We start from the raw sequence: 26,234 nt of genomic DNA on the forward strand, positions 1-26,234 counted from the left end.
ACCCGTCCGGTCGACACGGATGGGTCCCGGCACCGCACCTGGGCACGGCTGCGTGGCCGCGGCGGCGGTGACCGGCAGGGCGCTTGTGCCGGCGGGGTACCGCCGGTAGACTCCGCCGTGCGCCGCGCGAGCCCCGGAGGCTCGCCGGGGCCGCTCCGCGCGGGGCCCGGACCCCGGGGGCGAGGACCAACCACCGCGGATCTGTTCGGCGACATGGCGACCCAGGCCTCCGGCCCGGCGCACGAGCGTGCGTTGGGCAACGACCGGCTCGACCGGTTGAGCGACTACCCGTTCACCCGCTTGGCCGGCCTGCTGGCCGGCGTGGCTCCGCGCGCCAATGTGGCGCCGGTCATCATGTCGATCGGCGAACCGCAGCACGCCCCGCCGTCGCTGATCGCCGACACCCTGGCCGCCAACGCCCATCTCTGGGGCAAGTACCCGCCGCTGGCCGGCACGCCGGAGTTCCGCGCCGCCGTCGGCGACTGGCTGACCCGCCGCTTCGCCCTGCCGCCCGGCGCGCTCGACGCCGAGTCCATGGTGCTGCCGGTGGCGGGCACCCGCGAGGCCCTGTTCCTCGCCAGCCTGATGGCGGTGCCCGAGAGCACGGCGGGCCGTCCCCCCGCCGTGCTGGTGCCCAACCCGTTCTACGCCGTCTACGAGGGCGGGGCGGTGCTGGCGGGCGCCGAGGCGGTGTTCCTGCCGTCGACCCGCGCCACCGGATTCCTGCCCGACCTCGACGCCCTGGCGCCCGAGTTGCTGGACCGCACGGCGCTGATGTTCCTGTGCACCCCGTCCAACCCGCAGGGCGCTGCGGCCGACGCGGCCTACCTGGCCAGGGCCATCACCCTGGCCCGGCGCCATGGCTTCGTGCTGGCGGTCGATGAGTGCTACAGCGAGATCTGGCTCGACCGCCCGCCGGCCGGCGCGCTGCAGGTCGCCGCGACGCTGCCGCCGGTGGGCGCGGACGGGCTGTTCGCCAATGTCCTGGTGTTCCATTCGCTGTCCAAGCGCTCCAACGCCGCCGGCCTGCGGTCCGGCTTCGTCGCCGGCGATCCCGCCCTGATCCGGCGCTTCGCCCGCCTGCGCAGCTACGCCAACGCCGGAACGCCGCTGCCGAGCTTGGCGGCGGCCACGGCGCTGTGGCGCGACGAGGCCCATGTCGAGGAGAACCGCGCCCGCTACCGCGCCAAGTTCGAGGCGGCCGAAGCGGCCCTGCAGGGCCGCTTCGGCTACCGCCGGCCCGACGGCGGCTTCTTCCTGTGGCTGGACGTGGGGGACGGCGAGGCGGCGACCCGGCGGCTGTGGCAGGAGGGGGCGATCCGGGTGTTGCCGGGGGCCTATCTGTCCGGCGCCGCACCGGGGCAGGAAAATCCGGGCGCCGCCTTCATCCGCGTCGCCCTGGTGCACGAGGCCGGGGTGGTGGGCGACGCCTGCGCGGCGATCGCCCGCATCCTCGGCTGACCGGCACCCCGTGACACACGACCGCGCCGCACCGACCTCGCGACACCACCCAGGGCCCGCACCATGAGCAGCCGCCGCAGTGCCTCCCCCGCTTCCGCCGGCCGCGCCGCGGCCGCGCGGCCGGACCGGCGGCCCCTGCTGTCGCCCGCCGCCCGCGCCGTCGTCGCCGCCCGCGCCTGCGAGCTGGCGGGGGCGGCGCTGGCCGGCGTGGCGCTGGTCCTGATGCTGGTGATCGGCAGCTACAGCCCGGCCGATCCGTCGTGGAACAGCGTCGGCGGCGGCACGGTGACCAACCTGCTGGGCGGACCCGGTGCCTGGCTGGCCGACCTTCTGATGCAGGGCCTGGGGTGGGCGTCGTGGCTGCTGGCCCTGCTGCCGCTCGCCTGGGGCTGGCGGCTGGCCCGCCAGCGGCCGGTGCGCCGGCCGGCCGTGCGCATTGGCCTCGGGCTGGTCGGGGTGGCGGTGGCGGCGGTGGCCTTCGCCGGCTCGGGCATGGAGGGGGCACCGCTCGGTCTTCCGGGCGGCAGCGCCGGCGTGCTGCTGCTGCACGGGCTGGCCGGTGCCCTGCCGCAGTCGGTCGGCACGGCCACGGTGTCCGCGGTCGCCACGGGGCTCGCGGCGCTGCTGCTGTTCGCCGCCTCCGGCGTCTCGCCGCGCGAATGGCTGGGCGGCGTGCGCGCCGTGGGCGGCCTGGCCGGGGCGGCCGGCCGGGCGGCGCGCAGCGGCGCCGTCGTCGTCGGGCGCCACGGCGCCAGCGCCGCCCGGGCCGCGGGCAGCGCCGCCGGCGACGCCCTCGGCCCGCGCGCGCCGCGCTTCGACGAGCGCCCGGATCCCGCCTTCAGCGCTGAGGACGCCGCAGGGGACGCCACCGGGGACGCCACGGGGGACCGGCCCTCGGAGGACGCACCGTTGACGGCCACCCGCACGGGGGATGACCGCGACGGCGACGCGGAGGATGGCGACGCAGGTGACGATGACACCCCTGTGGCTGCGGGGCGGCGGCCGCGGCCGGTGCCGGTGGTGACGCCCGCCGCCGCCACGCCAGCCCGGCCGTCCGGTCCCGACCGCCGCCAGGCCAGCCTGCACCTGGAGCCGGAGGAGGCCGGCTACGAGCTGCCGCCGCTGAACCTGCTGCAGCCGGCCGCGGCCCCGGGCCGGGCCGACCGGGTCGACGAGGAGACGCTGCGCGTCAACGCCGAGAAGCTGGAGGGGGTGCTGGCCGATTTCGGCGTGCGCGGCGAGGTCCAGAAGGTCCACCCCGGCCCGGTGGTGACGCTCTACGAGCTGGAGCCGGCGCCCGGCACCAAGTCGTCGCGGGTCATCGGCCTGGCCGACGACATCGCCCGCACCATGAGCGTGGTGTCGGTGCGCGTGGCCGTGGTGCCCGGCCGCAACGTCATCGGCGTGGAGCTGCCCAACGCCCGGCGTGAGACGGTGCTGCTGCGCGAACTGATGGCGGCGGAGATGTTCGAGCGCAGCCAGGCCAAGCTGGCCCTGGCGCTCGGCAAGGACATCGGCGGCCAGCCGGTGGTGGCCGACCTCGCCCGCTTCCCCCACCTGCTGGTGGCCGGCACGACCGGCTCGGGCAAGTCGGTGGCGATCAACACGATGATCCTGTCGCTGCTCTACCGGCTGCCGCCCGAGCGCTGCCGCTTCATCATGATCGACCCCAAGATGCTGGAGCTGTCGGTCTACGAGGGCATCCCCCACCTGCTGGCGCCGGTGGTGACGGACCCCAAGAAGGCGGTGGTGGCCCTGAAGTGGACGGTGCGGGAGATGGAGGACCGCTACCGCAACATGTCCAAGCTGGGGGTGCGCAACATCGAGGGCTACAACGCCCGCCTGCGCGAGGCCCGGGCCGGCGGCGAATCCCTGACCCGGCGCGTCCAGACCGGCTTCGACCCCGACACCGGCAAGCCGCTGTTCGAGGAGCAGCCGCTGGACCTGACGGAGCTGCCCTACATCGTCGTCATCGTCGACGAGATGGCCGATCTGATGCTGGTGGCCGGCAAGGACATCGAGGCGGCGATCCAGCGCCTGGCCCAGATGGCCCGGGCCGCCGGCATCCACCTGATCATGGCGACCCAGCGCCCCTCGGTCGACGTCATCACCGGCACCATCAAGGCCAACTTCCCGACCCGCATCTCCTTCCAGGTGACCTCCAAGATCGACAGCCGCACCATCCTAGGCGAGCAGGGGGCGGAGCAGCTGCTGGGCCAGGGCGACATGCTCTACATGGCCGGCGGCGGCCGCATCACCCGGGTCCACGGTCCCTTCGTCTCCGACGGCGAGGTCGAGCAGGTGGTGAAGTTCCTGAAGAGCCAGGGCGAGCCCAGCTACGTCGACGCCATCACCGAGGAGGACGAGGAGTCCTCCGGCGGCGAGCTGGGCGGCGGCGGGGGCGGTGGGGCTGGCGGTTCCAGCGGCGACGAGATGTACGACAAGGCGGTGGCCATCGTCTGCCGCGAGCGCAAGGCCTCCACGTCCTTCATCCAGCGCCAGCTGCGCATCGGCTACAACTCCGCCGCCCGGCTGATCGAGCGCATGGAGGCCGAAGGGGTGGTCAGCAAGCCCAACCACGCCGGCAAGCGCGAGGTGCTGGCGCGCGACATCGAGGAGTGACGGGGCGGGGAAGCCTGACGGTGTCGGGCTTCCGCCTCCTCACGACGCCGCCGCGTCGTCCTCCAGCACCCGCCGGTACACGGCGGCCAGCGGGAGCGTGGCGCCGGGCCACGGCAGCCGGACGACCGCCTGTGGCCCCATCAGGTGCTCCGCCGCGCCCCAGGTGCCTGCGGCCGGCCGGCTCCAATGCTCGGCGTGGATGCGATCCTGTTCCAGGAACAGGATGTCGGTGATGGTCGCCACCGCCTGATAGGCCCGCAGCGTGTGCAGCATCTCCGAGGCGCTGTTGGACGGCGACAGCACCTCCAGCACCAGCACCAGCACCGGTTCGCCGGGCGGCGGCCCCCCGCCGCAGCGCACCAGCACCTCCGGCCCGATGCGGAAGTCCCGCTCCAGCCGGACGTCGATCCCGGTGCCGGTTTCGACCCGGCGGCGCGCGTCCGCGTCGTCAACGGCACGGACCAGGGCGGCGCCGGCCTGCGCCGTGATCTGTCCATGCCGCGGGGTGGGAAACGCCTGGGCGACCACCACCGCGCCGGCGATCAGCTCGGCCCGCCGGTCACCGAAATCCATGGCGTCGAATGCGTCCAGGGTCACCGGCTCGATGCGCCGCGCCGCCTCCGGCATGCCGTTCTCCTCCGCCGTGCGGTTCGCAGGATGCGCCCGGCGCTGCGGTGCTTCAAGACGGACGGCAACGGCACGAGCGTGATGGCGCGGAGCCCGTGACCCTGGCTCCCGCCAGGTGGCCGGGCATGGGACGTCCCCTGGCAGCGTGATCGAGACATTGGGCCGCCTGCGGCGGCCGGGGGAGAGAAGGCGCGTGTTGGAATAAGGGTGTGTTCGGCGATCTGACGAGGTGGCAATGCGGCGCCCGGGGACGGCGTGGCGATGCATTCGCCAATGCCCGGCGTCAGGACGATGGGTCCCGATGAAGGTCAGCGCCCGGGGGTGATGCTCTTCTCCACTTTTTCAGGTCCTCTTGGCTCCATTGAGGTTGGCCCCGCTGAGGTTGGCATCGCTGAGGTTGGCCTCGCTGAGGTTGGCATCGCTGAGGTTGGCCTCGCTGAGGTTGGCATCGCTGAGGTTGGCATCGCTGAGGTTGGCCTCGCTGAGGTTGGCTCCGCTGAGGTTGGCTCCTCTGAGGTTGGCTCCGCTGAGGTCGGCCTCGCAGAGGTCGGCTCCACTGAAGTCGGCGCCACTGAGGTTGGCCTCGCTGAGGTTGGCATCGCTCAGTGTTGCCTCGCCGAGGTCGGCATCGCTGAGGTTGGCCTCCCTGAGGTTGGCCCCGGTGAGGTTGGTTTTTCTGAGTATGGCCTCGCTGAGATTGGCCCCGCTGAGTTTACTCCCGCCGAGCTTGACCCCGCTGAGGTCGGCGAATCTGAGTTCGGCATCGCTGAGGTTGGCCCCGCTGAGGTCGGCCTCGGTCAGGTCAGCGCCGCTCAGGTCGGCATCGCCCAGGTCAGCCCCGGTGAAGTCGGCTCTCGTGAGGGTGGCATAGCTCAGGTCGGCGTCGCTGAGGTCGGCCCCGCTGAGGTTGGCCCCGCTGAGGTCGGCTTCGAAGAGATTGGCCCGGAGCAGATCGGCGCCGGCCAAATTGGCTCTGCTCAGGTTGGCCCCGATCAGGTTTGCCCAGGCCAGGTTCGCCCCGCTCAGGTCGAGCCGGCCAAGCGCAAGGTGGGCCGTCGTCATGGACTGTGCGGGGCCGATGAGACGATGCAGTGTGTCGACGGCGGAGGTGACCGACCAATCGATCGAAACCAGCCGGTCATCTGCGTCCGCACTGGGCCGTAGGGTGGCGTCGAGGGCGATCAGAAGGGCGACCTCGGCGTTGCGGACGCGGCGCTCGGCGGCGCGAGCGCGTTCGTTGGCGTCGCCCGGCCACGGCATGCCCTGGTCGACGGCCTCCTGGAACAGCGCGGTGAACGTCCGGCGCCAGAGCGCGACGTCCTTTTTCGGCCCGCCGGCTTGCGGAGGCGCGGCGACCTCCGCCTGGATCATCTCCATCAGGTCCTTGTCGACCGCCGCCGGTCCGCACAGGTCCATCCACGCCCGCAAGGCCGCGTCCGTGTGGCGGCGGCTCGCCGGGCGGTCCAGGTCAGCGGCGAGGCCGGCGATCTCCCGGACGATGCGGCGGGCCGCCAGGAACTCCGAGAAGCTCTTGTGGGTGAACTCCATCACCTTTTCGCGGGTACCGCTGTGGGACCGGCAGAAGAAGCTGTCCAGCACGGTCGACAGTGAGCCGGTCCGCGTGCTGGTGATGCGTTCGAGGTCGGCGGCCAGCCCCTCCGTCTCCAACCGCGCCACGACGTCCGGCAAGGGGACGATTCGGTCGCCGCTGTGCCAGACGGCGACGGCGGCTTCCTCGAGAATCCGCTCCAGCGGAGGGCGGGCGATGCCGTCCATGGCCTCGGCATGCCGTTCGCGATGGACGCGGTCGAGGACATGGCCGAACAGCCGGCTGTAAAGGTCATGGATACCCGCGACGGTCGCCGCCTTCTCCGGCCCTTCCAATGTCAGGATTTGTGCCAGCAGCCAGTTGAGCAGGGGCTGTGCCGTCAGATCCGCCAGTTTCGGATGCTTGGCAAGCAGGGGGGGCATGCCCCGGGAGTCGAAGCGCCGCCACCAGTCCACGCGCTGGTCGAGGCTGGTGAGCGGCCCTTCCACAAACCGTGCCTTGTCCGCCCGTGGCAGGACGTAGCGCAGGACGTCCAGACGGGTGTCGCCGGCCCGCGCCAGCGCATCGGCCGCCGCGGCCGCTCCGGGCCGCCCGGCCAGCAGCAACAGCAGCCGGCAGGCAGCCCCGTTGATGTGCAGGACGCGGCGTTCCAGCCCACCGGCAAAGCGGGACGCCACCTCGGCCGCGCCCTCGCCGGCCTTGGCCAGTTCGTCCAGCCCGTCGAGGATCAGCACCAGCGGCTCGCCACCATCCCGCCCCAACTCTTCGAGCGCGTCGTGTCCCAGCGTGTCGGCGACGTGGCGTGACAGCTCGGTCCAGGAATCGCCCGTGTAGTCGAGCCGGCCCAGTGGCACCAGCAGCACCCGCCGGCCCTGGCGCGCGAGGTCGGCGGCGAGCATGGCGCAGGCGCTCGACTTGCCGGCGCCGGGATCGCCGGCCAGCACGCGGATGGGGTCGTCCCGCCGGGCCGCGGCGATCCATGCCGACAACGCGTCGTGGAGCCAGACGATCTCCCGTTTGCGGTCCGCGGACTCGGCACCGCGGCTGTCGCGGCGGATGGACGGTGGCGCCGAGTCGTGTCCGACGGCGGCGCGCAGCGGAACGTAGAGGTCGCTCAGCGCGTAGCGCGGGATCGTCTCGTCGTCGAGGGAGCGCAGCGGCGCGTGCACGGCGTCGATGAGGCCGGCCCGGTACGCCATCCATTGGCGGGCGCGGTCCGCCGCCTCGTCGACCGGCGTGTCACGATTCAGCTCGGCGACCAGTGCGGCGTAGTCCGCCTGCTTTGCCTCGTCCCGCAGCTCACTTTGCAGAGCCAGCGGGACCTCGTCGCGGAAGGCGCGGCGCATCGGCGCGCGTGCCTCGTCCGCCACCGCGCACGCCCGCTGCCAGCGGGCGAAGGCCGCGGCCATGAGGTCCAGCGCCGGCCAGGTCTCTGGGTGGGCGAAGGCGGTGAGACTCAGTTCGACCGTCGCCGCGTCGTCTTGGGCGAGGCCGGCAAGCTCGGCCTCCATCTCCGCCGGGTCGGCCTCGGCCGCCAGCACCGGCGCCGTCCGGGCGAAGCGGGCGATGGTGCGCATGGCGGCGGCGTAGGCGGCCCGCTGGAGCAGCAGGCGGGCGCCCTCCTCGGCCGTCGGGGCGGCGGGGCCGCTCCAGGAGATGGCCGAGGCGGTGTCGATGGCACCGGTGATGACGCCGACCGGGTTGCCCGCTTTGGCGTGCACGCCGATCTTGAGAAATCCGGGTACGAGCTTGGACCACGCCACCTGCAACGCCATACCGGCCTCCGGGCGAAAACCACGACGCGATCGTAGTGAGGGGCACTCGGGCGCGCAACCCGGCGGCGGTGCGACAGCGCTCCGGATGGTCTGGCAACCAATCAATGTCCTTCCTCGGTCCGTTGCAATCATCGTTGGCAAAGTGTGGGCGCTGCGACGTTGCCGCTTGGGGCGTCTTGAGGCACCATGGCGCCGTCCTCGCCCCGCCTCGTCACGACGCCGGACCGCTTCCCCGCATGTTCGTTCCCACCGAGTACGGCCCCGGACTGGCCGCCGCGTCGCGCATGGATCCGGAGCTGGCGGCGCTCTACGTGCGGCACACCACCATCGGCGATCCCGCGGCCGACGCGGTCGTTGTGGCGTTCCAGCACCATCCGCCGGAGACGCAGCGGCGGTGGATGAAGCGGGGGATCGAGGAGGGGCCGGCGGCCCTGGCCGATGCGCCGGAGGCGGTGCGCGCCTTCTTCGCCGACGCCGAGCGGGTGCCAGACTGGTACGACCCCGCGGCGGCGGTGGCCGGTTGCCGGGCGTTCCACCGCCATTCCGAGATGTTCCTCGGCGCCTTCGTCGGCGCGGTGCTGATCGAGGGGTTCTCCACCCTCATCGCCAAGTCCTTCAGCATCACCGGCCGGCTGGTGGACCAGGGGGTGCGGCGGCTCAAGCAGAACAACCTGCACCTGGTGGAAATCTTCATGCCCGGCGGCCTCGACCGCCAGGGCGAGGGCTGGAAACTGTCGGTGCGCATCCGGCTGGTCCACGCCCGGGTGCGCCACCTGCTCGCCCGGTCCGAGGAGTGGGAGGCCGACGCCTGGGGGACCCCGCTCAGTTCGGCGCACATGGCCTTCGCCACCGCCGCCTTTTCCGGCCTGCTGCTGGCACGGGCCCGCATGCTGGGGGTGGCGCTGAGCCGGGAGGAGCGCGACTCCTTCATGATGATCTGGCGCTATTCCGGTCACCTCATGGGGGTCGATCCGGAGCTGTTGTTCCGCGACGAGGCGGCGGCGCTGCACCTCCAGCGCATCGGCGCCCTGTGCGAGCCGCCGCCGCACCTGGAGTCGATCCTGCTCGCCAACGGCCTCATCAACTCCGCACCGGTGGTGGCCGGCTTTGCCGAGCCGGCGGCGCGCAAGGCGCTGGCGCGGCGCATCTACTCCGTCTCGCGCGCGCTCATCGGCGATGCCCTGGCCGACCAGCTGCGCTATCCGCGCACCCGCACCTTCGGCGTGCTGGCGACCCTGCGCTGGACCAACCGGGCGGAACGCTGGCTCTACCGCCTGGCCCCGGCGCTCGGCCGGCGGCGGCGGGCCGGTCAGTTCCAGCGCATGCTGGAGGTGTCGTTCCACGACGCCGGCGGCATCAGCTACCGTCTGCCCGAACACCTCCACGCCGAGAAGGATGCGCCGCTGTGAGCGACCCCGCCGCCGCGCCGATCGCGCCGGTGCTGATCCTCAGCACGGGGCGGTGCGGCTCCACCATGGTGTCCGGACTGCTCAACCGGCACCCCGGCGTTCTGAGCCTGTCGGAATTCTCCGTTCCGCTGGGGCAGGAGGCCTTCGTCTGGAAGACCCCGGACGGCGAACGGATGTGGCGGCTGCTGAGCCGGCAGGGCCCGGCCATGCGCGCCACCCTGCGCGACGGCCAGGTGGTGGAGGAGGCGATCTACCCCTACGACGCCCCCGGCGCCCGCTTCACCGCCCGGACCATGCCGCCGATCATGGCGGTGACGCTGCCGCACCTGACGGCGGAGCACGAGGCGCTCTATGACGCGCTGGAACCGGTGGTGCGCAGCTGGCCGCGCCGGCCGCTGGCCGACCAGTACCGGGCCCTGTTCGAGCATTTGCGCGTGCGCTTCGGCCGCTCGGTGTGGGTGGAGCGCTCCGGCGGCTCGCTGATGATCGCCGCCAAGCTGCTGCGGCTGTTTCCCGAGGCGCGCGTCGTCCACGTCTACCGCGACGGCCGCGACACCGCCCTGTCCATGGCCAAGCACCATAATTTCCGGGTGCTGGCGGGGCTGGGCATGGCCTGCCGGCGCCTTGGTCTCGACCCCTGGGCGCGGGTGCGCCAGCCGACCGTCGGCCACGCCGAGGCCCTGGCCTACCGGGCGATGCTGCGAGTCCTGGACACCCGGCGCCTTGCCGCCGAGGGGCTGCCGCTGGCCGCCTTCGGCCGGCTGTGGAGCGACCTGATCGAGGCCGGCGACGCCGCGCTGGGCGGGCTGCCGCCCGACCGCCTGCTCAACCTGCGGGTCGAGGACCTGCAGAACGCGCCGCGCGACACCCTGCGCCGGCTGATCCGCTTCATCGCCCCGGCGCTGGAGGACGAGGCGTGGCTGGACGCGGCCTCGGCGGTGCCCCGGCCGGCCACGGCCAGGCACCGCAGCCTGCCGCCCGACGACCTGCGGGCCCTGACCGAGGCGTGCGGGCCGGGCCTCGACCGGCTGGGCTACGCGCGATGACCGGGAACGGCGGCTGCCCCCTCGACGCCGCGGGGGACACCCTGGTGGCGCTGTTCCGGCGCAACTTCCAGCGGCCGCGCGCCGACGGATCGCTGCCGCGGTTCTTCCACGAGAAGGCGCACGCCTGCCTCAGCGGCACCTTCCGGGTCGAGCCGCCCGACGACCCGGCCCTGCGCCAGGGGCTGTTCGCCGCCCCCGGCGCCTATCCGGCGCTGGTGCGCTTTTCCAGCGGGCTGCTGGCCGACGACCGGCAGCCCGACGCCCGCGGCATGGCGATCAAGCTGTCCGGGGTGGCGGAGCCGGTCTGCGCGGGCGCGCCGCCCGGCCAGCAGGACTTCCTGATGACGGACCAGCCGAGGACGCCGGCGCGCGACGCGGCGGAGGCGGTCGCCTTCTTCCAGGCCATCGACGGCGTCGGCGCGGTCACCCCCTGGCGCCTGGTCGCGCCGTCGTATCTGGTGCCGGGGCTGCGGCCCTGGCGGACGCGCTGGCACTACCTGGCGCTGATGCTGGCGACCGGGCTGGGCCATGCGCGCCGCCGCGACCTGGCGCGGCTGTCGTTCCACAGCGTCGTTCCCTACCGGCTGGGCGAAGGCGCCATGAAGTTCCAGTGCCGGCCGGACGCCGCCACCCTGGCGCGCCCCCGGCCGCGCGGGCGCAGCTTCGCCGAGCGGCTCCAGGCCGCGTTGGACGTCGGGCCGCTGGGCTTCGATTTCCTGATCCAGCCACGCCGCGGCGAGGCCGACCCCCTCGACGCGGCGGGCGTTCCCTGGGGCGGGCCGGTGCTGCGCGTCGCCCACCTGGAGCTGCCGGCCCAGGCGGTGGCGGACGGCCTCGCCCTCGGCGACCGGCTGGCGTTCAATCCGTGGAACGCCCTGGCGGCGCACGAGCCGCTGGGCTCCATCAACGCGCTGCGGCGGGCGGCCTACGCGGCCTCCGCGGGGGATCGCGGGGCCGACGGCCGGTTCCCGGCGACGGGCGCGGGGTGAGCGGCATGGAGATGGCTTGGTGCGGAACGGGGGACGGTGATGCGGCGCGACGAGGGTGAGACCGGGTTCCGGGTGGCGTGGTGGCACGCGGTCCTGTTCTGGGGGCTCGCCAACGCCTACGGGTTCCTTTCCGCCGACCGGGAGCCGTTTCCCGGCCATGCGGTGTCGCCGTTGCAGCCGCCGCCCCTGGCGTTTCCCATCATCTGGTTCACCATCTCGGTGATCCAGCTGTGGGGCGACGTGCGCATGGTCAACAAGCGCGACCGCATCTGGGACTACGACTGGCTGGTGCCGCTCCAGCTCGGCACCTGGGTGCTCTACGCCAGCTTCGCCTATGTCTACTTCACGCTGGGCAGCCCGATCCTGGCCCTGGCGTGGACCGGGCTGTTCTTCCTGTTCACCGTGTTCTCCATCGCCATCGTCTGGGACAACGACCGCGCCATCGGCTGGGCCTGGGTGCCCGAGGCGCTGTGGACCGGCTACGCCTCGGTGGTGGCGGTGCACACCGTGCTGATCAACCCCGACCCGCTGTTCGGCACCCCGGCGGTGTTCCCTCACTGACCCGCTCAGGGGTGGTAGCGGTGGCGGGCGCCGGTGAAGTCCTCCACCTCGGCGCTGCCGTCGGCGGCCGTCTCGATCCACGACGGCGCGGCCGGCGCCTTGCCGTGGCCGCCGGGAATGTCGAGCACGTAGGTGGGCTGGCACAGGCCGGACACCCGGCCGCGCAGCCCCTTCACCAGGGCCCGGCCCTCCTCCAGCGTGGGCCGCACATGGGCGGTGCCGGGGGCGAGGTCGGGGTGGTGCAGGTAATAGGGCTTGACCCGGTGGCGCACCAGGGCGCGGAACAGCGCCTCCAGGCTGGCGGCGTCGGCGTTGACACCCTTCAGCAGCACGCTCTGGCCCAGCAGCGGCACCCCGGCGTCGGCGAGGCGGGCCAGCGCGGCCGTGGCCGGCGGCGCCAGCTCGTCCGCGTGGTTCACGTGCACCGCCACCCAGGTCGCGACGCCCTCGGCCCGCAGCGCCGCCACCAGCGCGGGCGTCACCCGATCCGGGTCGGCCACCGGCACCCGGGTGTGGAACCGCACCACCCCCACATGATCCATCGCCGCCAGCGCACCGACGATGGCGGCGATGCGCCGCGGACTCAGCAGGAAGGGGTCGCCGCCGGTGACCACCACCTCCCACACCTCCGGGTGGGCGCGCACGTAGGCCAGCGCCGCGGCCAGCTCGTCGGCGTCGAGGGCGTCGCCGCCCGGCCCCACCATCTCGCGGCGGAAGCAGAACCGGCAGTACACCGCGCAGGCGTGCAGCGGCTTCAGCAGGACCCGGTCGGGATAGCGGTGCACGATGCCCTTGACCGGCGAGCGCGCGTCGTCGCCGATGGGGTCGCCGGTCTCGCCGGGGTGGGTGTACGCCTCCTCGGGCGAGGGGACGTACTGGGCGTACAGCGGGTCGCCCGGGCCGGCCCCGGCGAGGCGGTCGGCCAGATAGGGGGTGATGGCCACGGCGTAGCGGTCGGCCACCGCCGCCACCCCGGCGGCGGCGTCCGGGGCCAGCAGGCCGGCGGCCACCAGGTCGGGCACGCTGCGCAGGGTCGTGTTGCTCATGAATTCACTTTTCCGGGCGGCGGATCTGCGCCATACGGGGGGCCGTCCGCCGCCCCGTCCCCGCCCATGGGGGCTGGGGCGCGTTGTACCGCCGGAGCGCCATGCTGTCGACCCTTCCCCGCCTGATCGGCCACCGCGGCGCCAAGGAAGACGCGCCGGAGAACACCCTCGCCTCGCTGCGCGCCGCCGCCGCCCAGGGCGCCGCCTGGGTCGAGATCGACGCCATGCTGACCCGCGACGGCGTGCCCGTGGTCATCCACGACGACACGCTGGAGCGCACCACCTCCGGCCGGGGCGCGGTGGCCGAGCTCGACCTCGCCGCGCTCAAGCGCCTCGACGCCGGGCGCTGGTTCGCGCCGCGCTACGCCGGCGAGACCGTGCCCACCCTGGCCGAGGCGCTGGCGCTGGCGGGCGAGCTCGGCCTCGGCGTCAACGTCGAGATCAAGCCGTCGCCCGGCCGCGCCGTCGAGACGGCGCGGGAGACCCTGCGGGTGCTGCGCCGGGGGTGGGCGGCCGACCGCCCGCTCCTGGTGTCGAGCTTCCAGACGGCGTGCCTCGAGGTGGCCCGGGACGCCGCCCCGGAGGTGCCCCGCGGCTATCTGCTGGAGGCGGTCGAGGAGGGCTGGAGCGCCACCGCCGAGCGGTTGGCGGTGGCGACCGTCAACGTCGACCACGCCGCCCTGAGCGCGCCGACGGTGGCGGCGCTGGGCGCCGCCGGCCGGCCGGTTCTGGCCTACACCGTCAACGACGCGGCGCGCGCCCGCCGCCTGTTCGAGTGGGGTGTGCGTGCGGTGTTCACCGACGCTCCCGGACGGCTGGACGCGGAACTGGCGGCGCGACGGTGACGCCGGGCCCGTGTTATTCCGGAGGGTCCGTGCCGCTTTCCCGGCCACGGTACGGAAATCCGCTCGTACCATCGCGGCTTTGCCCATATATTGGCGGCAAACCAGAGGGACGTGCCCGGGAAGCTTTCGGCTTCCGGGACGCTTCCCTATACGCGTTGGTGGCTGCTCTTTGGGTTTGGAGGTTCCGTTGAAGGCGCTGAAGCCGTTGCTCATGTCCGGCCGGGAAGTGCTGCCCCTCGTCGAGGGCGGCAAGGGGGTTGCCGTGTCCAACGGCGAGAGTTCCGGGGCGTGGGCCGCTGCCGGCGGGGTCGGCACCTTCTCCGGCGTCAACGCCGACAGCTACGACGAGACCGGGACCATCGTCCCGCAGGTCTACCACGGCAAGACGCGGCGCGAACGGCACCACGAGCTCATCGCCTACGGCATCCGCGGTGCCGTCGCCCAGGCCCAGATGGCCCACGAGCGGTCCAACGGGCAGGGCCGCATCCACATGAACGTGCTGTGGGAGATGGGCGGCGCGGAGGAGATCCTGCACGGTGCCCTCGAAGGGGCCAAGGGCCTGATCCACGGCGTCACCTGCGGCGCCGGCATGCCCTACCGCATCGCCGAGATCGCCGCCCGCTACGGCTGCCACTACTATCCCATCGTCTCGTCGGCCCGCGCCTTCCGCGCGCTGTGGCTGCGCGCCTACCAGAAGTTCCGCGACAACCTCGGCGGCATCGTCTACGAGGACCCGTGGCTGGCCGGCGGCCACAACGGGCTGTCCAACTCCGAGGACCCGCAGCGCCCCGAGGACCCGTTCCCCCGCGTCCTGGCGCTGCGCCAGATGCTCAACAGCTTCGGCCTGCAGTCCGTGCCGATCATCATGGCCGGCGGCGTGTGGTGGCTGTCGGAGTGGGAGGATTGGCTGGACAACGCCGACCTCGGGCCGATCGCCTTCCAGTTCGGCACCCGCCCGCTGCTCACCCAGGAGAGCCCGATCTCCATGGCGTGGAAGCGCAAGCTGCTGTCGCTGAAGGAGGGCGACGTCTTCCTCAACCAGTTCTCGCCGACGGGGTTCTACTCCTCGGGGGTCAAGAACCCCTTCATGCGGGAGCTGATGGCCCGCTCCGAGCGCCAGGTGGCCTTTCTGCCCAAGCCGGTGGGCGAGCACGCCGCGGAGTTCCCGGTGGGGCCGCGCGGCCGTCCCGTCTACCTGACCGAGACCGACCGGCAGCGCGCCCAGTCCTGGGTCGGCCAGGGGTTCACCACGGCGCTGAAGACCCCGGACAGCACCCTGGTCTTCGTCACCCCGGAAAAATCGGAGCAGATCCTGCAGGACCAGATCGACTGCATGGGCTGCCTGTCCGCCTGCCGCTTCTCCAACTGGTCGCAGGGCGAGGAGGGGACCACCGGCAAGAAGGCGGACCCGCGGTCCTACTGCATCCAGAAGACCCTGCAGGCGGTCAGCCACACCGACGACTGCGAGCACCAGCTCATGTTCGCCGGGCACAACGCCTACCGCTTCGCCTCCGATCCCTACTACGCCGACGGCTTCATCCCCTCGGTCAAGCAGCTCGTGGAGCGGATCGCCACCGGGTACTGACGCGGCGGGGACCGGCGCCGGACCGCCGATGCCGCGGACGATTCGTGCCGCGCACCTTGCCGAGTCCCTGAAACCGTTCTAATTTATCAAGGATGGCCGCCGGGGTGGCGGGTTGCCGTGTCGACCGCCTCCCGCCGCCTCAACAGCCGCGTGCACTGACATGACCGGACACCGCCCCTTCAAACGCGCCCTCGACCGCCTGCAGAGCGTCGGTCTGCGGCCCACGCGCCAACGCCTTGGCCTGGCGCGGCTGCTGTTCGACGGCGGGGATCGTCACGTCACGGCGGAACAGCTTCACAGCGAGGCGATGGCGGGCGACCTGAAGGTGTCCCTGGCCACCGTCTACAACACGCTGAACCAGTTCTCGGCGGCCGGGCTGCTGCGCGAGGTCGTGGTCGACCCCGGGCGGTCGTACTTCGACACCAACATCACCGACCACCACCATTTCTTCGTGGAAGGCTCGGGCATGCTGGCGGACATCCCCGGCGACGACGTCGTCGTGTCCCACCTGCCGCAACCGCCCGCCGGCACCCGCGTCGCCCGGGTCGACGTGATCGTCCGCCTGGAGCGGGACGAAGGGGCCCGGACCGAGGGCTGACCGGCCGGGTCAGTCTTCGACCACCTCGTCGGCGTAGACGCCCCACATCTCGGCGCGCGGCAACCAGCCGCGGTAGCCGTTCAGCTCCACCCGGCACCACGGGCCGCGGCAGCGCTCCAGGTTGCCCATGACGCCGGGCTCCGCCATGGCGACCGGCGGCGCCTCGGCCGAGGGGTCGGCATGGAGGGTGCGGGTGGCGCCGAGGATGACCACGCCGCGCCGGCCCGACAGCAGGCTCTGGTGGACCCAGCCCTCGCTGCCTTCCCAGTCGCGGATGCGCCGCCAGGTGTCGAACTCCGCGGTGATCTCCACCGGCATGCCGCGGCGCACGAAGACCCATTCCACGGGATAGCGCACGCCGGGGCCGGTCCGCACGTTCACCTCGTCGGAGCGCAGGGTGACGAAGCGCGGCACCGGCAGCCCGCTGCCGCGGGCGCCGTCGGCGTGCACCGCGGTGGCCGGCGCGAGGAGAAGGAGCAGGAGGAGCGCAAGACGGAGGGGGGGCGGCATCGGCGGCCTTGGTCCTGTGGGGCGGCGGTCGGGTGGGGCGGCGGTGACGGGACGCGGCCGGCGCACTATAGTGAAGCGCCGACAGCCGCGGCAAGGGAACGGTCTGTCGCCTGGACAGGACGGCGGCGCCCTTGTATTGACGGGGCTTCGGGGAACACAGGGAGCGTCGTTGCATGCCCGACAAGAAGAAGCCGCTGGTCGTCGTCACCCGCAAGCTGCCGGACGTCATCGAGACGCGGATGATGGAGCTGTTCGACACCCGCCTCAATCCGGACGACGAATCGCTGACGCAGGATCAGCTGCTGGAGGCGGTGCGCGACGCCCACGTCCTGGTTCCCACCGTGACCGACCGCATCGACGCCGCGGTTATCGAGGCGGCGGGCCCCAACCTGCGCCTGATCGCCTCGTTCGGAACCGGTGTCGACCACATCGACCACAAGGCGGCGCGGGCGCGCGGGATCACCGTCACCAACACCCCGGGCGTGCTGACCGAGGACACCGCCGACATGACCATGGCGCTGATCCTCGGCGTGGCCCGGCGCATCACCGAGGGCGAGCGGCTGGTGCGCTCCGGCCAGTGGCGCGGCTGGGGGCCGACGACCATGCTGGGCCACCGCATCTGGGGCAAGCGCCTGGGCATCCTCGGCATGGGCCGGATCGGCCAGGCCGTCGCCCGCCGCGCCCGCGCCTTCGGCATGTCGATCCACTACCACAACCGCCGCCGCGTCCATCCCGACGTCGAGACCGAGCTCGAGGCCACCTACTGGAGCAGCCTGGACCAGATGCTGGCGCGCATGGACGTGGTCTCCATCAACTGCCCGCACACGCCGGCCACCTACCACCTGCTGTCGGAGCGGCGGCTGAAGCTGCTGCGCCCGCATTGCTACGTCGTCAACACCTCGCGCGGGGAGGTGATCGACGAGACGGCGTTGACCCGGATGCTGTCGAAGGGCGAGATCGCCGGGGCCGGGCTGGACGTGTTCGAGCACGAGCCGGCCGTCAACCCGAAGCTGCTGCGTCTCGACAACGTGCTCCTGCTCCCCCACATGGGCTCGGCCACCATCGAGGGCCGCATCGACATGGGCGAGAAGGTGATCGTCAACATCAAGACCTTCGTCGACGGGCACACGCCGCCCGACCGGGTCATCGAGACGCTGCTGTAGGACGGCCGGCGCCGCGCCGCGGCGGCGTCACTCCAGATCCTTGGCGAGGTCGATGCACACCTCGACCACGCCGGGCTCGTCCAGGTTCTCCTTGCGCACGAAGCCGAGGCGGCGGCACATGCCCAGCATGTTGATGTTCTCGCGCAGCACCTCGCCGTAGACCTCCTTGATGCCCCGGGACCGGGCGTAGTCCAGGATCATCTGCATGAGCTGGAAGCCCAGCCCCTGGCCCTTCATCTCCGACAGCACCATCACCGCGTACTCCGCGCGCTGGTTGTCGGGATCGGCGGCGATGCGGACCACGCCGTGCATCAGCGGCGCGCCGGTCTCCGCGTCGGGCCCCACGGCGACCAGCCCCATCTCGCGGTCGTAGTCGATCTGGGTCAGGCGGGCGGCGGCCTGGTGGGACAGCCGCTTCATCGGCGCGAAGAAGCGCAGGCGGATGTCCTCCGGGGTCATGCGGGCGAACATGCCGTGCACCAGCGGCTCGTCCTCCGGCAGGATCGGGCGCACCAGGAACTGGCGGCCATCCTTGATGCGGATGTCGCGCTCCAGGGTCTTGGGGTAGGGGCGGATGGCGAGGCGCTTGGCGCCCGGCAGCTCGGGCACCGCCACCTTGATGCGGGCGTCCAGCGCCAGCACGCCGTCCTGGTCGGCCAGCAGCGGGTTGATGTCCAGCTCCGCCACCTCGGGAAAGTCGACGACGAGCTGGGAGATCTTGTTCAAGGTGGTGGCCACCGCGTCGAGATCGACGGCGGGGCGCGAGCGGTAGCCCTGCAGCTGGCGCCAGATGCGGGTCCGGCTCATCAGCTCCCCGGCCAGGCGCATGTTGAGCGGCGGCAGGGCCAGCGCGTAGTCCTCCACCACCTCGACGCCGATCCCGCCCTCGCCGAACAGCAGCACCGGGCCGAACAGCGCGTTCTCGGTCATGCCGACGATCAGTTCGTAGGCGTCGGGGCGCACCGCCATCTCCTGCACCGTGAAGCCCTCGATCCGCACCTCGGGCGCGACGGCGCGGACCCGCTCCAGCATCGCCTCGGCCTCGGCCCGCACCTCGGCCGCGTCGGCCAGATGCAGGGCGACGCCGCCGACGTCGGATTTGTGGGTGACGTCCGGCGACAGCACCTTGAGCGCCACCGGCCCGCCGATGGCGTCGGCGGCGCGCGCCGCCTCCTCGGGGGTCGCGACCCGGCGGGTGTCGACCACCGGGATGCCGTAGGCGGCGAGTACCCGCTTGGCCTCGTACTCGGTCAGCCACTCGCGGCTCTCGGCGATGGCGCGGGCGACGATCTTCTGGACGATGATGCCGTCGGGCTGGAACTCCTCCGCCACCGAGGGCGGCGTCTCCATCAGCAGGTTCTGGTTGCGCCGGTACTGGACCAGATGCATGAACGCGCGCACCGCCTGGCTCGGCGTGTCGTAGGTGGGAATGCGGTTGGCGGCGAACAGGCGGCGGGCGTCGCCGGCCGACACGTCGCCCAGCCAACTCGTCAGCACGGGGTGGCGGCGGCCGGGGTGCTTCTTGATGGTCTCCACCACCGCCTCCGCCGCCGCCGCCGCATCGGACAGGGCCGAGGGGCAGTGCAGCACCAGGATGGCGTCGTTGCCGGTGTCGTCGAGCAGCGGCGCCAGGGCGTCGGCGTAGCGTTTGGGCGTGGCGTCGCCGCCGATGCGCAGCGGGTTGCCGCGGCCGCCGGCGGCCGCGCCGAAGGCGGTGTCGAGTCGGGCCTGCGCCGCCGCGTCGAAGGTGGCGAGCCGGCCTCCGGCCTGGACCAGGCTGTCGGTGGCCATCACCCCCATGCCGCCGCCGTTGGTGAGGATCGCCAGCCGGTCGCCGACGATGGGCACCCCGGTGGCCAGGGTGCCGACGGCGTCGAACAGCTCGTCCAGGTCGTTGACCCGCAGGATGCCGGCGCGCCGGAAGGCGGCGTCGTAGACCGCGTCCGACACCGCGAGCGCCCCGGTGTGGGACGCCGCCGCCTCCTGGGCCTCGGGGCTGCGGCTGGCCTTGATGACGATCACCGGCTTCTGCCGGGCCGCCGATCGGGCCGCCGACATGAACTTGCGGGCGTTGCTGATCGACTCGATGTAGAGCAGGATCGCCCGCGCCGTGATGTCGGACGCGAGGTAGTCCAGCAGATCGCCGAAATCGACGTCGGCCTTCTCGCCCAGCGAGATCAGGTGGGAGAACCCGATGCTCCGGGCGGTCGCCCAGTCGATCAGCGACGTGACCACCATCGAGGACTGCGCCACCAGCGCCACGTCCCCCTTGGGCGGCGTGACATGGCCCATGCTGGCGTTGATGCCGCGCCCGGGCACCATGGCGCCCAGGCTGTTGGGGCCGAGAATGCGCACTTGGTGCGCTCCCGCCGCCGCGAGCATCGCCTCCTGGGCCTCCCGGCTGAAACGGTCGGAGATGACGATGGCGGCCCGGGTGCCGCGGCCGCCGAGGTCGCCGACGGTCGCCGCGACCTGGTCGGGCGGGGTGCAGATCACCGCCAGGTCAGGGGCGAAGGGAAGCTCGGCCACGGTGCGGTAGGTCAGGACCCCCTCGATCGCCCGGTCGGTGGCGCTGACCGGCAGGATCGGTCCGTCGAAGCCGGCGTTGAACAGGTTGCGCGCGACCACGGCGCCGATCGACGACGGCCTGCGGCTGCCTCCGATCAGGGCGATCGACGCGGGCTTGAACAGCTGGTCGAGATTGCGAACGCTCATGGCCGGATCCGCGGGTGGTTCGAAGGGGGCGCGCGGTGCCCGGCCGGGCCGGTGCCGCGCGTTCCGGAAACGCGACACAGAAGGCCCGGGGCGGTCCCACAGGCAAGGTGGCGGAATGTCGCGATTCCGCATCGCAGCATAGCCGGATCGTCCCGGCGTGTCGCCCCGTCAACGCGCGCGCCGGCCACCGCCGCCCGTGTCCTCACCGCCACCTCCCAAGCCGTCAACCAGCCGGGCCGTCAACCAGCCGGGCCACCGGCGCCGGCGAGAAGGCGCCGGTAGATGCCGGCGCTCTCGCCATCGAAGCAGACGAATCGAACCTCCGTGACCGCGTCGTCCCCGGCGAGCGCGTCGCGCACCGCGCTCACCGCCACGCGCGCCGCCCGCTCCTTCGGGAACCCGTAGATGCCCGTGCTGATGGCGGGGAACGCCAGGCGCCGCACGCCCAGGCGGCGGGCCTCGGCGATGGCGCTGCGGTAGCAGCGCTCCAGCAACGCGTCCTCGCCCTGGTCGCCGCCGGTCCAGACCGGCCCGACGCAATGCAGGATCCACGGCACCGGCAGGGCGTGGCCGCGGGTGGCGCGGCATTCCCCGGTCGGGCAGCCGCCGATCCGGTCCAGCTCCTCCTGCAGTCCCGGGCCGGCGGCGCGATGGATCGCCCCGTCGACGCCGCCGCCGCGCTTCAGGGCGCTGTTGGCGGCGTTGACGATGGCATCGACGTGGGCCTGGGTGATGTCGCCTTCGGCGACGACCATGCGCGGCCCCTCCGGCGCGGAGGGGCCGGCGGGGCCGGATCCGCCTGGATCAGACGATGACACCCGGGGTGCCCTTGGTCGCGGCCAGGGCGCGCTGGATGCCTTCCTCGATCTTCTGCGCCGCCTCGTCGGCGTCGCCCCAGCGCAGGATCTTGACCCATTTGCCCTTTTCCAGATCCTTGTAGTGCTGGAAGAAATGGGCGATCTGCTCGGTCAGGATCTCCGGCAGGTCCTTGTAAGAGGTGACGTCGCTGTAGAACGGGTGCAGCTTGCTGACCGGCACGGCCAGCAGCTTCTCGTCCTCGCCGCCCTCGTCCTCCATGAGGAGAACGCCGACCGGGCGCGAGCGCAGCACCGCGCCGGGAATGATCGGGGTGCGGCCGACCACGCAGACGTCGACCGGGTCGCCGTCTCCCGACAGGGTGTGCGGGATGAAACCGTAGTTGCAGGGGTAGAACATGGCCGTGTGCAGGAAGCGGTCCACATACATGGCGCCGGATTCCTTGTCGACCTCGTACTTGACCGGTTCGCCGCGCAACGGGATCTCGATGACCACGTTCACGTCCCACGGCGGGTTCTTGCCCACCGGAACCTTGCTCAGATCCATAGACTGGGGTCCTCTGCCTGGCGTTTCTTCCGCGCGGCCCCCGCGGCGGCCCTGCCGAGCCGGGGCGCGCGCGGCCGGAGTGTATGCGCAAAGGCAGGGGGAGTCCAATCCGCTCGCAGCGCGATTGTTGCGCTGCGACATTTTTGGGCGGGCCGCGTCGCGGCTCGCCCTGGCGGTCGGGCTCCTGCTCGGCGCGGCGGGCGCACCGGCCGGCGCGGAGCCGGCCCACGCCATCGCCATGCTGGGCCAGCCCAAATACGAGCCGGGGTTCGACCACTTCGACTATGTGAACCCGGCGGCGCCCAAAGGCGGGACCCTGCGCCAGGCGGTTCTGGGCGGGTTCGACACCCTGAACGGCCAGGTCGTCAAGGGGGTGCCGGCGCTGGGTCTGGCCAACGCCTACGAGTCGCTGATGGTGCGCGCGCTGGACGAGCCGTTCAGCCTGTACGGGCTGCTGGCGGAGAGCGTGGAGGTGCCGGACGACCGCTCCTCCGTCACCTTCGTGCTCCGCCCCGAGGCGCGCTGGCACGACGGCACCCCGGTGACCGCGGACGACGTGCTGTTCTCCTGGGACGCGCAACGGCGGCACGGATCGCCCAACCGGCGGCTCTACTATGGCAAGGTCGCCACCGCCGAGGCGCTCGACGCGCGCACCGTGCGCTTCACCTTCGCGCCGGAGGCCGACGGCACCGTCGACCGCGAGATGCCGCTGCTGATGGGGTGGATGCAGGTCCAGCAGGCGGCGTGGTGGCGGGACCGCGACTTCGCCGCCACCACGCTGGAACCGCCGCCCGGCAGCGGCCCCTACCGGATCGCCGCGGTCGATGCGGGACGGCGCATCGTCTACGAGCGGGTGGCCGACTACTGGGGGCGCGACCTGGCGGTCCGCCGCGGTTTCGCCAATCCCGACCGCCTGGTGTTCGAGCACTACCGCGACGACCGCATCGCGCTGGAAGCGTTCAAGGCCGGCCGGGTCGACCTGCGGCGGGAGGGCGACCCCGGGCTGTGGGCGGAGGGCTATGCCGGGCCGGCGCTGGACCAGGGCCGGATCGTCCAGGAGACGTTCCCCCACGGGCGGCCGGAGCCGGCGCGGGGGCTGATCTTCAACACACGGCGGCCGCCCTTCGACGACCCGCGGGTGCGCGAGGCCCTGTCCCTGGCCGGCGACTTCGCCTGGATCAACCGGATCCTGTTCCATGGCGCCCTCGAGCGCTCGCCCAGCTACTACCCCAACTCCGAGCTCGCCGCCACCGGCCTGCCGGGACCGGACGAGCGCACGGTCCTGGAGCCGTGGCGCGGCCACCTTCCGGCCCGGCTGTTCGACGCGCCCGTCCGCCTGCCGGGCGGGGACGGCACCGGCCCCCATGGCACCCGTGCCGCCCGGCGCGCCGCCCTGGGGCTGCTGGCGGCGGCGGGCTGGCGGGTCGAGGGGGGACGCCTGGTCGACGCGGCCGGCACCCCGCTGGCGTTCGAGATCCTGCTGGGCGACCCGGCCGACGAGCGGGTGGCCCTGGAATACGCCCGCGCCCTGGAGCGCCTCGGTGTCGCCGCCGCGGTGCGCACCGTCGACAGCGCCCAGTTCCAGGGCCGTCTCGACGGGTTCGACTTCGACATGACGGTGCGCTGGTGGGCCTCCACCCTGTCGCCGGGCAACGAGCAGCTCTTCTACTTCGGCTCGACCGCCGCCGGCCAGCCCGGCAGCCGCAACTACGCGGGCGTGCGCGACCCGGCGGTCGACGCCCTCGCCGGGTCCCTCGCCGGGGTCGCCAGCCGTGCGGAGCTGGTGGCGCGGGTGCGCGCGCTCGACCGCGTGCTGATGTGGGGGCATTACCGGGTGCCGCTGTTCCACGCCACGGCCGACCGCATCGCCCGCTGGGCGGGCATCGGCCGGCCCGCCGTCACCCCGCTCTACGGCCCGGTGGTCGACGCCTGGTGGGTGGAACCCTGAGCTACAGCGCCACCAGGACCAGCAGGCCGAGAAAGACGATGGCACCCCAGATCGGGATCAGCTCCGCCCTGCGGCGCCGGGTGCGGGCGTCGACGATGGCGGCGATCGAGTCCGGGTGCAGCCGGATGCCGCCGGCGGCGATCCGGGCGGTGACCTGCTCGGCCTGCTCGACCAGGGCCGGCAGGCGGCGCAGGGTGCGCAGGCCGGCGCCGAGGTCGTCGAGGACCTGCGCCTCCGGCCCGCGGTTCTCGCGCATCCACTCCTCGATGAGGGGGCGGGCCAGCTCCCACATGTTGACGTTGGGGTTGAGGATGCGCCCCACGCCCTCGGCCGTCAGCATGCTCTTCTGCAGCAGCAGGAGCTGGGGCTGGGTCTCCATCTCGAACTGTTCGGTCACGGCGAACAGCTGGGCCAGCAGGCGGCCCACCGAGATCTCGTTCAGCGGCTTGTTCTGGAGCGGTTCGCCGATCGACCGGCAGGCCTGGGTGAACAGCTCGATCGACTGGTGCGCCGGGACGTAGCCGGCCTCGAAGTGGACCAGCGCGACTCGCCGGTAGTCGCCGGTGAGGAAGCCGATGAGCATGTCGGCGAGGTAGTAGCGGGTGGCCCGGTCGAGGCGTCCCATGATGCCGAAGTCGACGGCGGCGATGTTGCCGTCCTCGACCACGAACAGGTTGCCGGGGTGGAGGTCGGCGTGGAAGAAGCCGTCGCGGAACACCTGGTTGAAGAAGCCGGCCGAGGCCTTGGCGAGGATCTCGTCGCGGTCGTAGCCGGCGGTGGCCAGCCGCTCCTCCTCGTCGACCTTGACGCCGCGGATGCGCTCCAGGGTGAGCACGCGCTTGGCGGTGCGGTCCCAGTCGATGCGCGGGATCAGGAAGGTGGGATCGCCCGCGAAGTTCTGCGCCAGCTCCGAGGCCGCCGCCGCCTCCATGCGCAGGTCCATCTCGAGGCGGGAGGTGCGGGCGAAGATATCCACCACCTCGCGCGGGCGCAGGCGCTTCAGCCTCGGCAACACCCGCTCGGCCCATTCGGCCAGCCAGTGGAACAGATCGATGTCGCGTTCGAAGGCGCGCTCGATCCCCGGGCGCAGCACCTTGACCGCGACCTCCTCACCGTCGGCGGTCACCGCGAAATGCACCTGGGCGATCGAGGCGGCGGCCACCGGCTTGTCCTCGAATCTCAGGAACAGCGACTCGATGGGGCGGCCCAGCTCCGCCTCGATGATGGCGCGGGCCTCGGCGCCGGGAAAGGGCGGCAGCTTGTCCTGCAGTTCGGCGAGGTCGGCCGCCACCTGCTCGCCCACCAGGTCGGACCGGGTGGACAGCATCTGGCCCAGCTTGATGAAGCTGGGGCCGAGGGTGCGCAGGGCGGCGGCGAGGCGTTGCCCGGTGCGCCCGCGGGTGTCGCGCCGGGCGGTGAAGCGCCAGATCAGCGCCGCCACCGGGCTCGCCTCGGCCAGGGATTCGGGAAGGGCGTTGTGGCGGGCGAGCGTGCGCGCGATGACGCTCATCCGGTACAGGGTGCGGACGGTGCGGAACACGGTGGCCGGTCCGGGTCAGACGCGCCAGGCGGAGTGGATCGCCGCGACGCCGCCCGTCAGGTTGCGCACGCGCACGCTGGCGAAGCCCGCCGCCTCGATCCGCCGGGCCAGCGCGCCCTGCTCGGGAAAGCGGCGGATGCTTTCCACCAGGTAGCGGTAGGACTCCGCGTCGCCGGCGACGACGCGGCCCAGGCGGGGCAGGACCTGGAACGAATAGACGTCGTACAGCTCACGCAGCAGCGGCAGCACGACGTGGCTGAACTCCAGGCAGAAGAACCGGCCACCCGGGCGCAGCACGCGGTGGGCCTCGCGCAGGGCGTCGTCGATGTGGGTCACGTTGCGCAGCCCGAAGGCGATGGTGTAGGCGTCCACCGAGCGCGCCGCGACCGGCAGGCGCATGGCGTCGCCGACCACCCACTCGACGCCGGCGAGGCGCGCCCGGTCGACCGCCCGGTCCCGCCCCACCCGCACCATGGATTCGGTGAGGTCGCACACCACCACACGGCCGCCGCCCTTCTCCAGGAAGCGGAACGCGACGTCGCCGGTGCCGCCGGCCACGTCCAGCAGCGTCGTCCCGGCGGTCGGGCGGACCAGGTCGATCAGGGTGTCCTTCCACAGGCGGTGGATGCCCCCCGACATCAGGTCGTTCATCAGGTCGTAGCGGCTGGCGACGCTGTCGAAGACGGCGCGCACGAGCCCGGACTTGGCGTCGGGATCGACGGGGCGGAAACCGAACCAGCGGGCCTCCTGGCCCTCGGGCGCGGTGCTGTCGGTGGGGGGCGTCTCGCTCATGGCGCGGACCATAGCGCGCCGCGGGAGCCCGCGCCAGCGCGGCCGACGGTCGCCGGCCGCCCTGGCACGCCGGCGGCCGGTCTGCGCGGCG

20 protein-coding genes are annotated in these 26,234 nt (G+C 72.7%); 11 read left to right on the forward strand and 9 right to left on the reverse strand.

The window, feature by feature from the left end; translation table 11 throughout:
- The first annotated feature begins 213 nt into the window (after positions 1–213).
- Both AC6H2I_RS02155 and AC6H2I_RS02160 read left to right on the forward strand, forming a co-directional pair.
- The gene (locus AC6H2I_RS02155) at positions 214–1,461 is read left to right on the forward strand and encodes an aminotransferase class I/II-fold pyridoxal phosphate-dependent enzyme (protein WP_497498909.1); all 1,248 of its coding nucleotides are present in this window, start codon (positions 214–216) and stop codon (positions 1,459–1,461) included.
- Between the two features lie 63 nt (positions 1,462–1,524).
- A complete protein-coding gene (locus tag AC6H2I_RS02160) occupies positions 1,525–4,083 on the forward strand; it encodes an FtsK/SpoIIIE family DNA translocase (protein WP_497498910.1) in 2,559 nt (852 codons plus the stop codon).
- Positions 4,084–4,122: 39 nt separating this feature from the next.
- Here AC6H2I_RS02160 and AC6H2I_RS02165 read toward each other — a convergent pair whose 3' ends face one another.
- Together AC6H2I_RS02165 and AC6H2I_RS02170 are read right to left on the reverse strand one after the other, a co-directional pair.
- Positions 4,123–4,710 carry a Uma2 family endonuclease gene (locus AC6H2I_RS02165; protein ID WP_497498911.1) on the reverse strand — a complete coding sequence of 196 codons (588 nt, stop codon included), beginning with the start codon at positions 4,708–4,710 and terminating at the stop codon, positions 4,123–4,125.
- A 342-nt stretch (positions 4,711–5,052) separates the two neighbouring features.
- The gene (locus AC6H2I_RS02170; RefSeq protein WP_497498912.1) at positions 5,053–8,034 is read right to left on the reverse strand and encodes a pentapeptide repeat-containing protein; all 2,982 of its coding nucleotides are present in this window, start codon (positions 8,032–8,034) and stop codon (positions 5,053–5,055) included.
- Positions 8,035–8,270: 236 nt separating this feature from the next.
- Between AC6H2I_RS02170 and AC6H2I_RS02175 the strand changes: the two genes are divergently transcribed.
- Genes AC6H2I_RS02175 through AC6H2I_RS02190 form a run of 4 tightly spaced genes read left to right on the forward strand, consistent with a single transcriptional unit; the run spans position 8,271 to position 12,039 of the window.
- A complete protein-coding gene (locus tag AC6H2I_RS02175; RefSeq protein WP_497498913.1) occupies positions 8,271–9,443 on the forward strand; it encodes an oxygenase MpaB family protein in 1,173 nt (390 codons plus the stop codon).
- Positions 9,440–10,489 carry a sulfotransferase gene (locus tag AC6H2I_RS02180; RefSeq protein ID WP_497498914.1) on the forward strand — a complete coding sequence of 350 codons (1,050 nt, stop codon included), beginning with the start codon at positions 9,440–9,442 and terminating at the stop codon, positions 10,487–10,489. Before AC6H2I_RS02175 ends, AC6H2I_RS02180 begins: the two co-directional genes overlap by 4 nt.
- A complete protein-coding gene (locus AC6H2I_RS02185; RefSeq protein WP_497498915.1) occupies positions 10,486–11,478 on the forward strand; it encodes a catalase family protein in 993 nt (330 codons plus the stop codon). Before AC6H2I_RS02180 ends, AC6H2I_RS02185 begins: the two co-directional genes overlap by 4 nt.
- A 39-nt stretch (positions 11,479–11,517) precedes the next feature.
- Entirely contained in the window at positions 11,518–12,039 is a 522-nt protein-coding gene (locus AC6H2I_RS02190; protein ID WP_497498916.1) for a tryptophan-rich sensory protein, read from the forward strand.
- A 5-nt stretch (positions 12,040–12,044) separates the two neighbouring features.
- Here the strand turns inward: AC6H2I_RS02190 and AC6H2I_RS02195 are convergent, their stop codons facing one another.
- Positions 12,045–13,085, reverse strand: coding sequence for a lysine-2,3-aminomutase-like protein (locus AC6H2I_RS02195; RefSeq protein ID WP_497498917.1), 1,041 nt, complete (start codon positions 13,083–13,085; stop codon positions 12,045–12,047).
- Between the two features lie 101 nt (positions 13,086–13,186).
- Between AC6H2I_RS02195 and AC6H2I_RS02200 the strand changes: the two genes are divergently transcribed.
- From AC6H2I_RS02200 to irrA, 3 genes are all read left to right on the forward strand, one after another.
- On the forward strand, positions 13,187–13,930 hold the full coding sequence (locus tag AC6H2I_RS02200; RefSeq protein WP_497498918.1) for a glycerophosphoryl diester phosphodiesterase: 744 nt from the start codon (positions 13,187–13,189) through the stop codon (positions 13,928–13,930).
- Positions 13,931–14,141: 211 nt separating this feature from the next.
- Entirely contained in the window at positions 14,142–15,515 is a 1,374-nt protein-coding gene (locus AC6H2I_RS02205; protein WP_497498919.1) for an NAD(P)H-dependent flavin oxidoreductase, read from the forward strand.
- A 160-nt stretch (positions 15,516–15,675) separates the two neighbouring features.
- The gene (gene irrA / locus AC6H2I_RS02210; protein ID WP_497498920.1) at positions 15,676–16,113 is read left to right on the forward strand and encodes an iron response transcriptional regulator IrrA; all 438 of its coding nucleotides are present in this window, start codon (positions 15,676–15,678) and stop codon (positions 16,111–16,113) included.
- Between the two features lie 9 nt (positions 16,114–16,122).
- Here the strand turns inward: irrA and AC6H2I_RS02215 are convergent, their stop codons facing one another.
- A complete protein-coding gene (locus AC6H2I_RS02215) occupies positions 16,123–16,623 on the reverse strand; it encodes an SH3 domain-containing protein (protein WP_497498921.1) in 501 nt (166 codons plus the stop codon).
- A 173-nt stretch (positions 16,624–16,796) separates the two neighbouring features.
- Here AC6H2I_RS02215 and AC6H2I_RS02220 point away from each other — a divergent pair, with 173 nt between their 5' ends.
- On the forward strand, positions 16,797–17,786 hold the full coding sequence (locus AC6H2I_RS02220; RefSeq protein WP_497498922.1) for a 2-hydroxyacid dehydrogenase: 990 nt from the start codon (positions 16,797–16,799) through the stop codon (positions 17,784–17,786).
- 27 nt (positions 17,787–17,813) lie between these two features.
- On the opposite strand, the gene AC6H2I_RS02225 is transcribed toward AC6H2I_RS02220, so the two are convergent.
- The 3 genes from AC6H2I_RS02225 to ppa all read right to left on the reverse strand — a co-directional run bounded on the left by AC6H2I_RS02225 (position 17,814) and on the right by ppa (position 21,863).
- Positions 17,814–20,501: a bifunctional acetate--CoA ligase family protein/GNAT family N-acetyltransferase gene (locus AC6H2I_RS02225; protein ID WP_497498923.1), complete on the reverse strand. Its 2,688-nt coding sequence runs from the start codon at positions 20,499–20,501 to the stop codon at positions 17,814–17,816.
- A gap of 239 nt (positions 20,502–20,740) precedes the next feature.
- Positions 20,741–21,256 carry a macro domain-containing protein gene (locus AC6H2I_RS02230; RefSeq protein WP_497498924.1) on the reverse strand — a complete coding sequence of 172 codons (516 nt, stop codon included), beginning with the start codon at positions 21,254–21,256 and terminating at the stop codon, positions 20,741–20,743.
- Positions 21,257–21,305: 49 nt separating this feature from the next.
- Positions 21,306–21,863 (reverse strand): inorganic diphosphatase, encoded by a 558-nt coding sequence (gene ppa / locus AC6H2I_RS02235; RefSeq protein WP_497498925.1) that lies wholly within the window; start codon positions 21,861–21,863, stop codon positions 21,306–21,308.
- 127 nt (positions 21,864–21,990) lie between these two features.
- Here ppa and AC6H2I_RS02240 point away from each other — a divergent pair, with 127 nt between their 5' ends.
- The gene (locus AC6H2I_RS02240; RefSeq protein WP_497498926.1) at positions 21,991–23,811 is read left to right on the forward strand and encodes an extracellular solute-binding protein; all 1,821 of its coding nucleotides are present in this window, start codon (positions 21,991–21,993) and stop codon (positions 23,809–23,811) included.
- A gap of 1 nt (position 23,812) precedes the next feature.
- Here AC6H2I_RS02240 and ubiB read toward each other — a convergent pair whose 3' ends face one another.
- Together ubiB and AC6H2I_RS02250 are read right to left on the reverse strand one after the other, a co-directional pair.
- On the reverse strand, positions 23,813–25,351 hold the full coding sequence (gene ubiB, locus AC6H2I_RS02245; protein WP_497498927.1) for a 2-polyprenylphenol 6-hydroxylase: 1,539 nt from the start codon (positions 25,349–25,351) through the stop codon (positions 23,813–23,815).
- A gap of 15 nt (positions 25,352–25,366) precedes the next feature.
- On the reverse strand, positions 25,367–26,143 hold the full coding sequence (locus tag AC6H2I_RS02250) for a class I SAM-dependent methyltransferase (protein ID WP_497498928.1): 777 nt from the start codon (positions 26,141–26,143) through the stop codon (positions 25,367–25,369).
- Positions 26,144–26,234: the final 91 nt, after the last annotated feature.

Source organism: Azospirillum sp. NS33 (assembly GCF_059703765.1).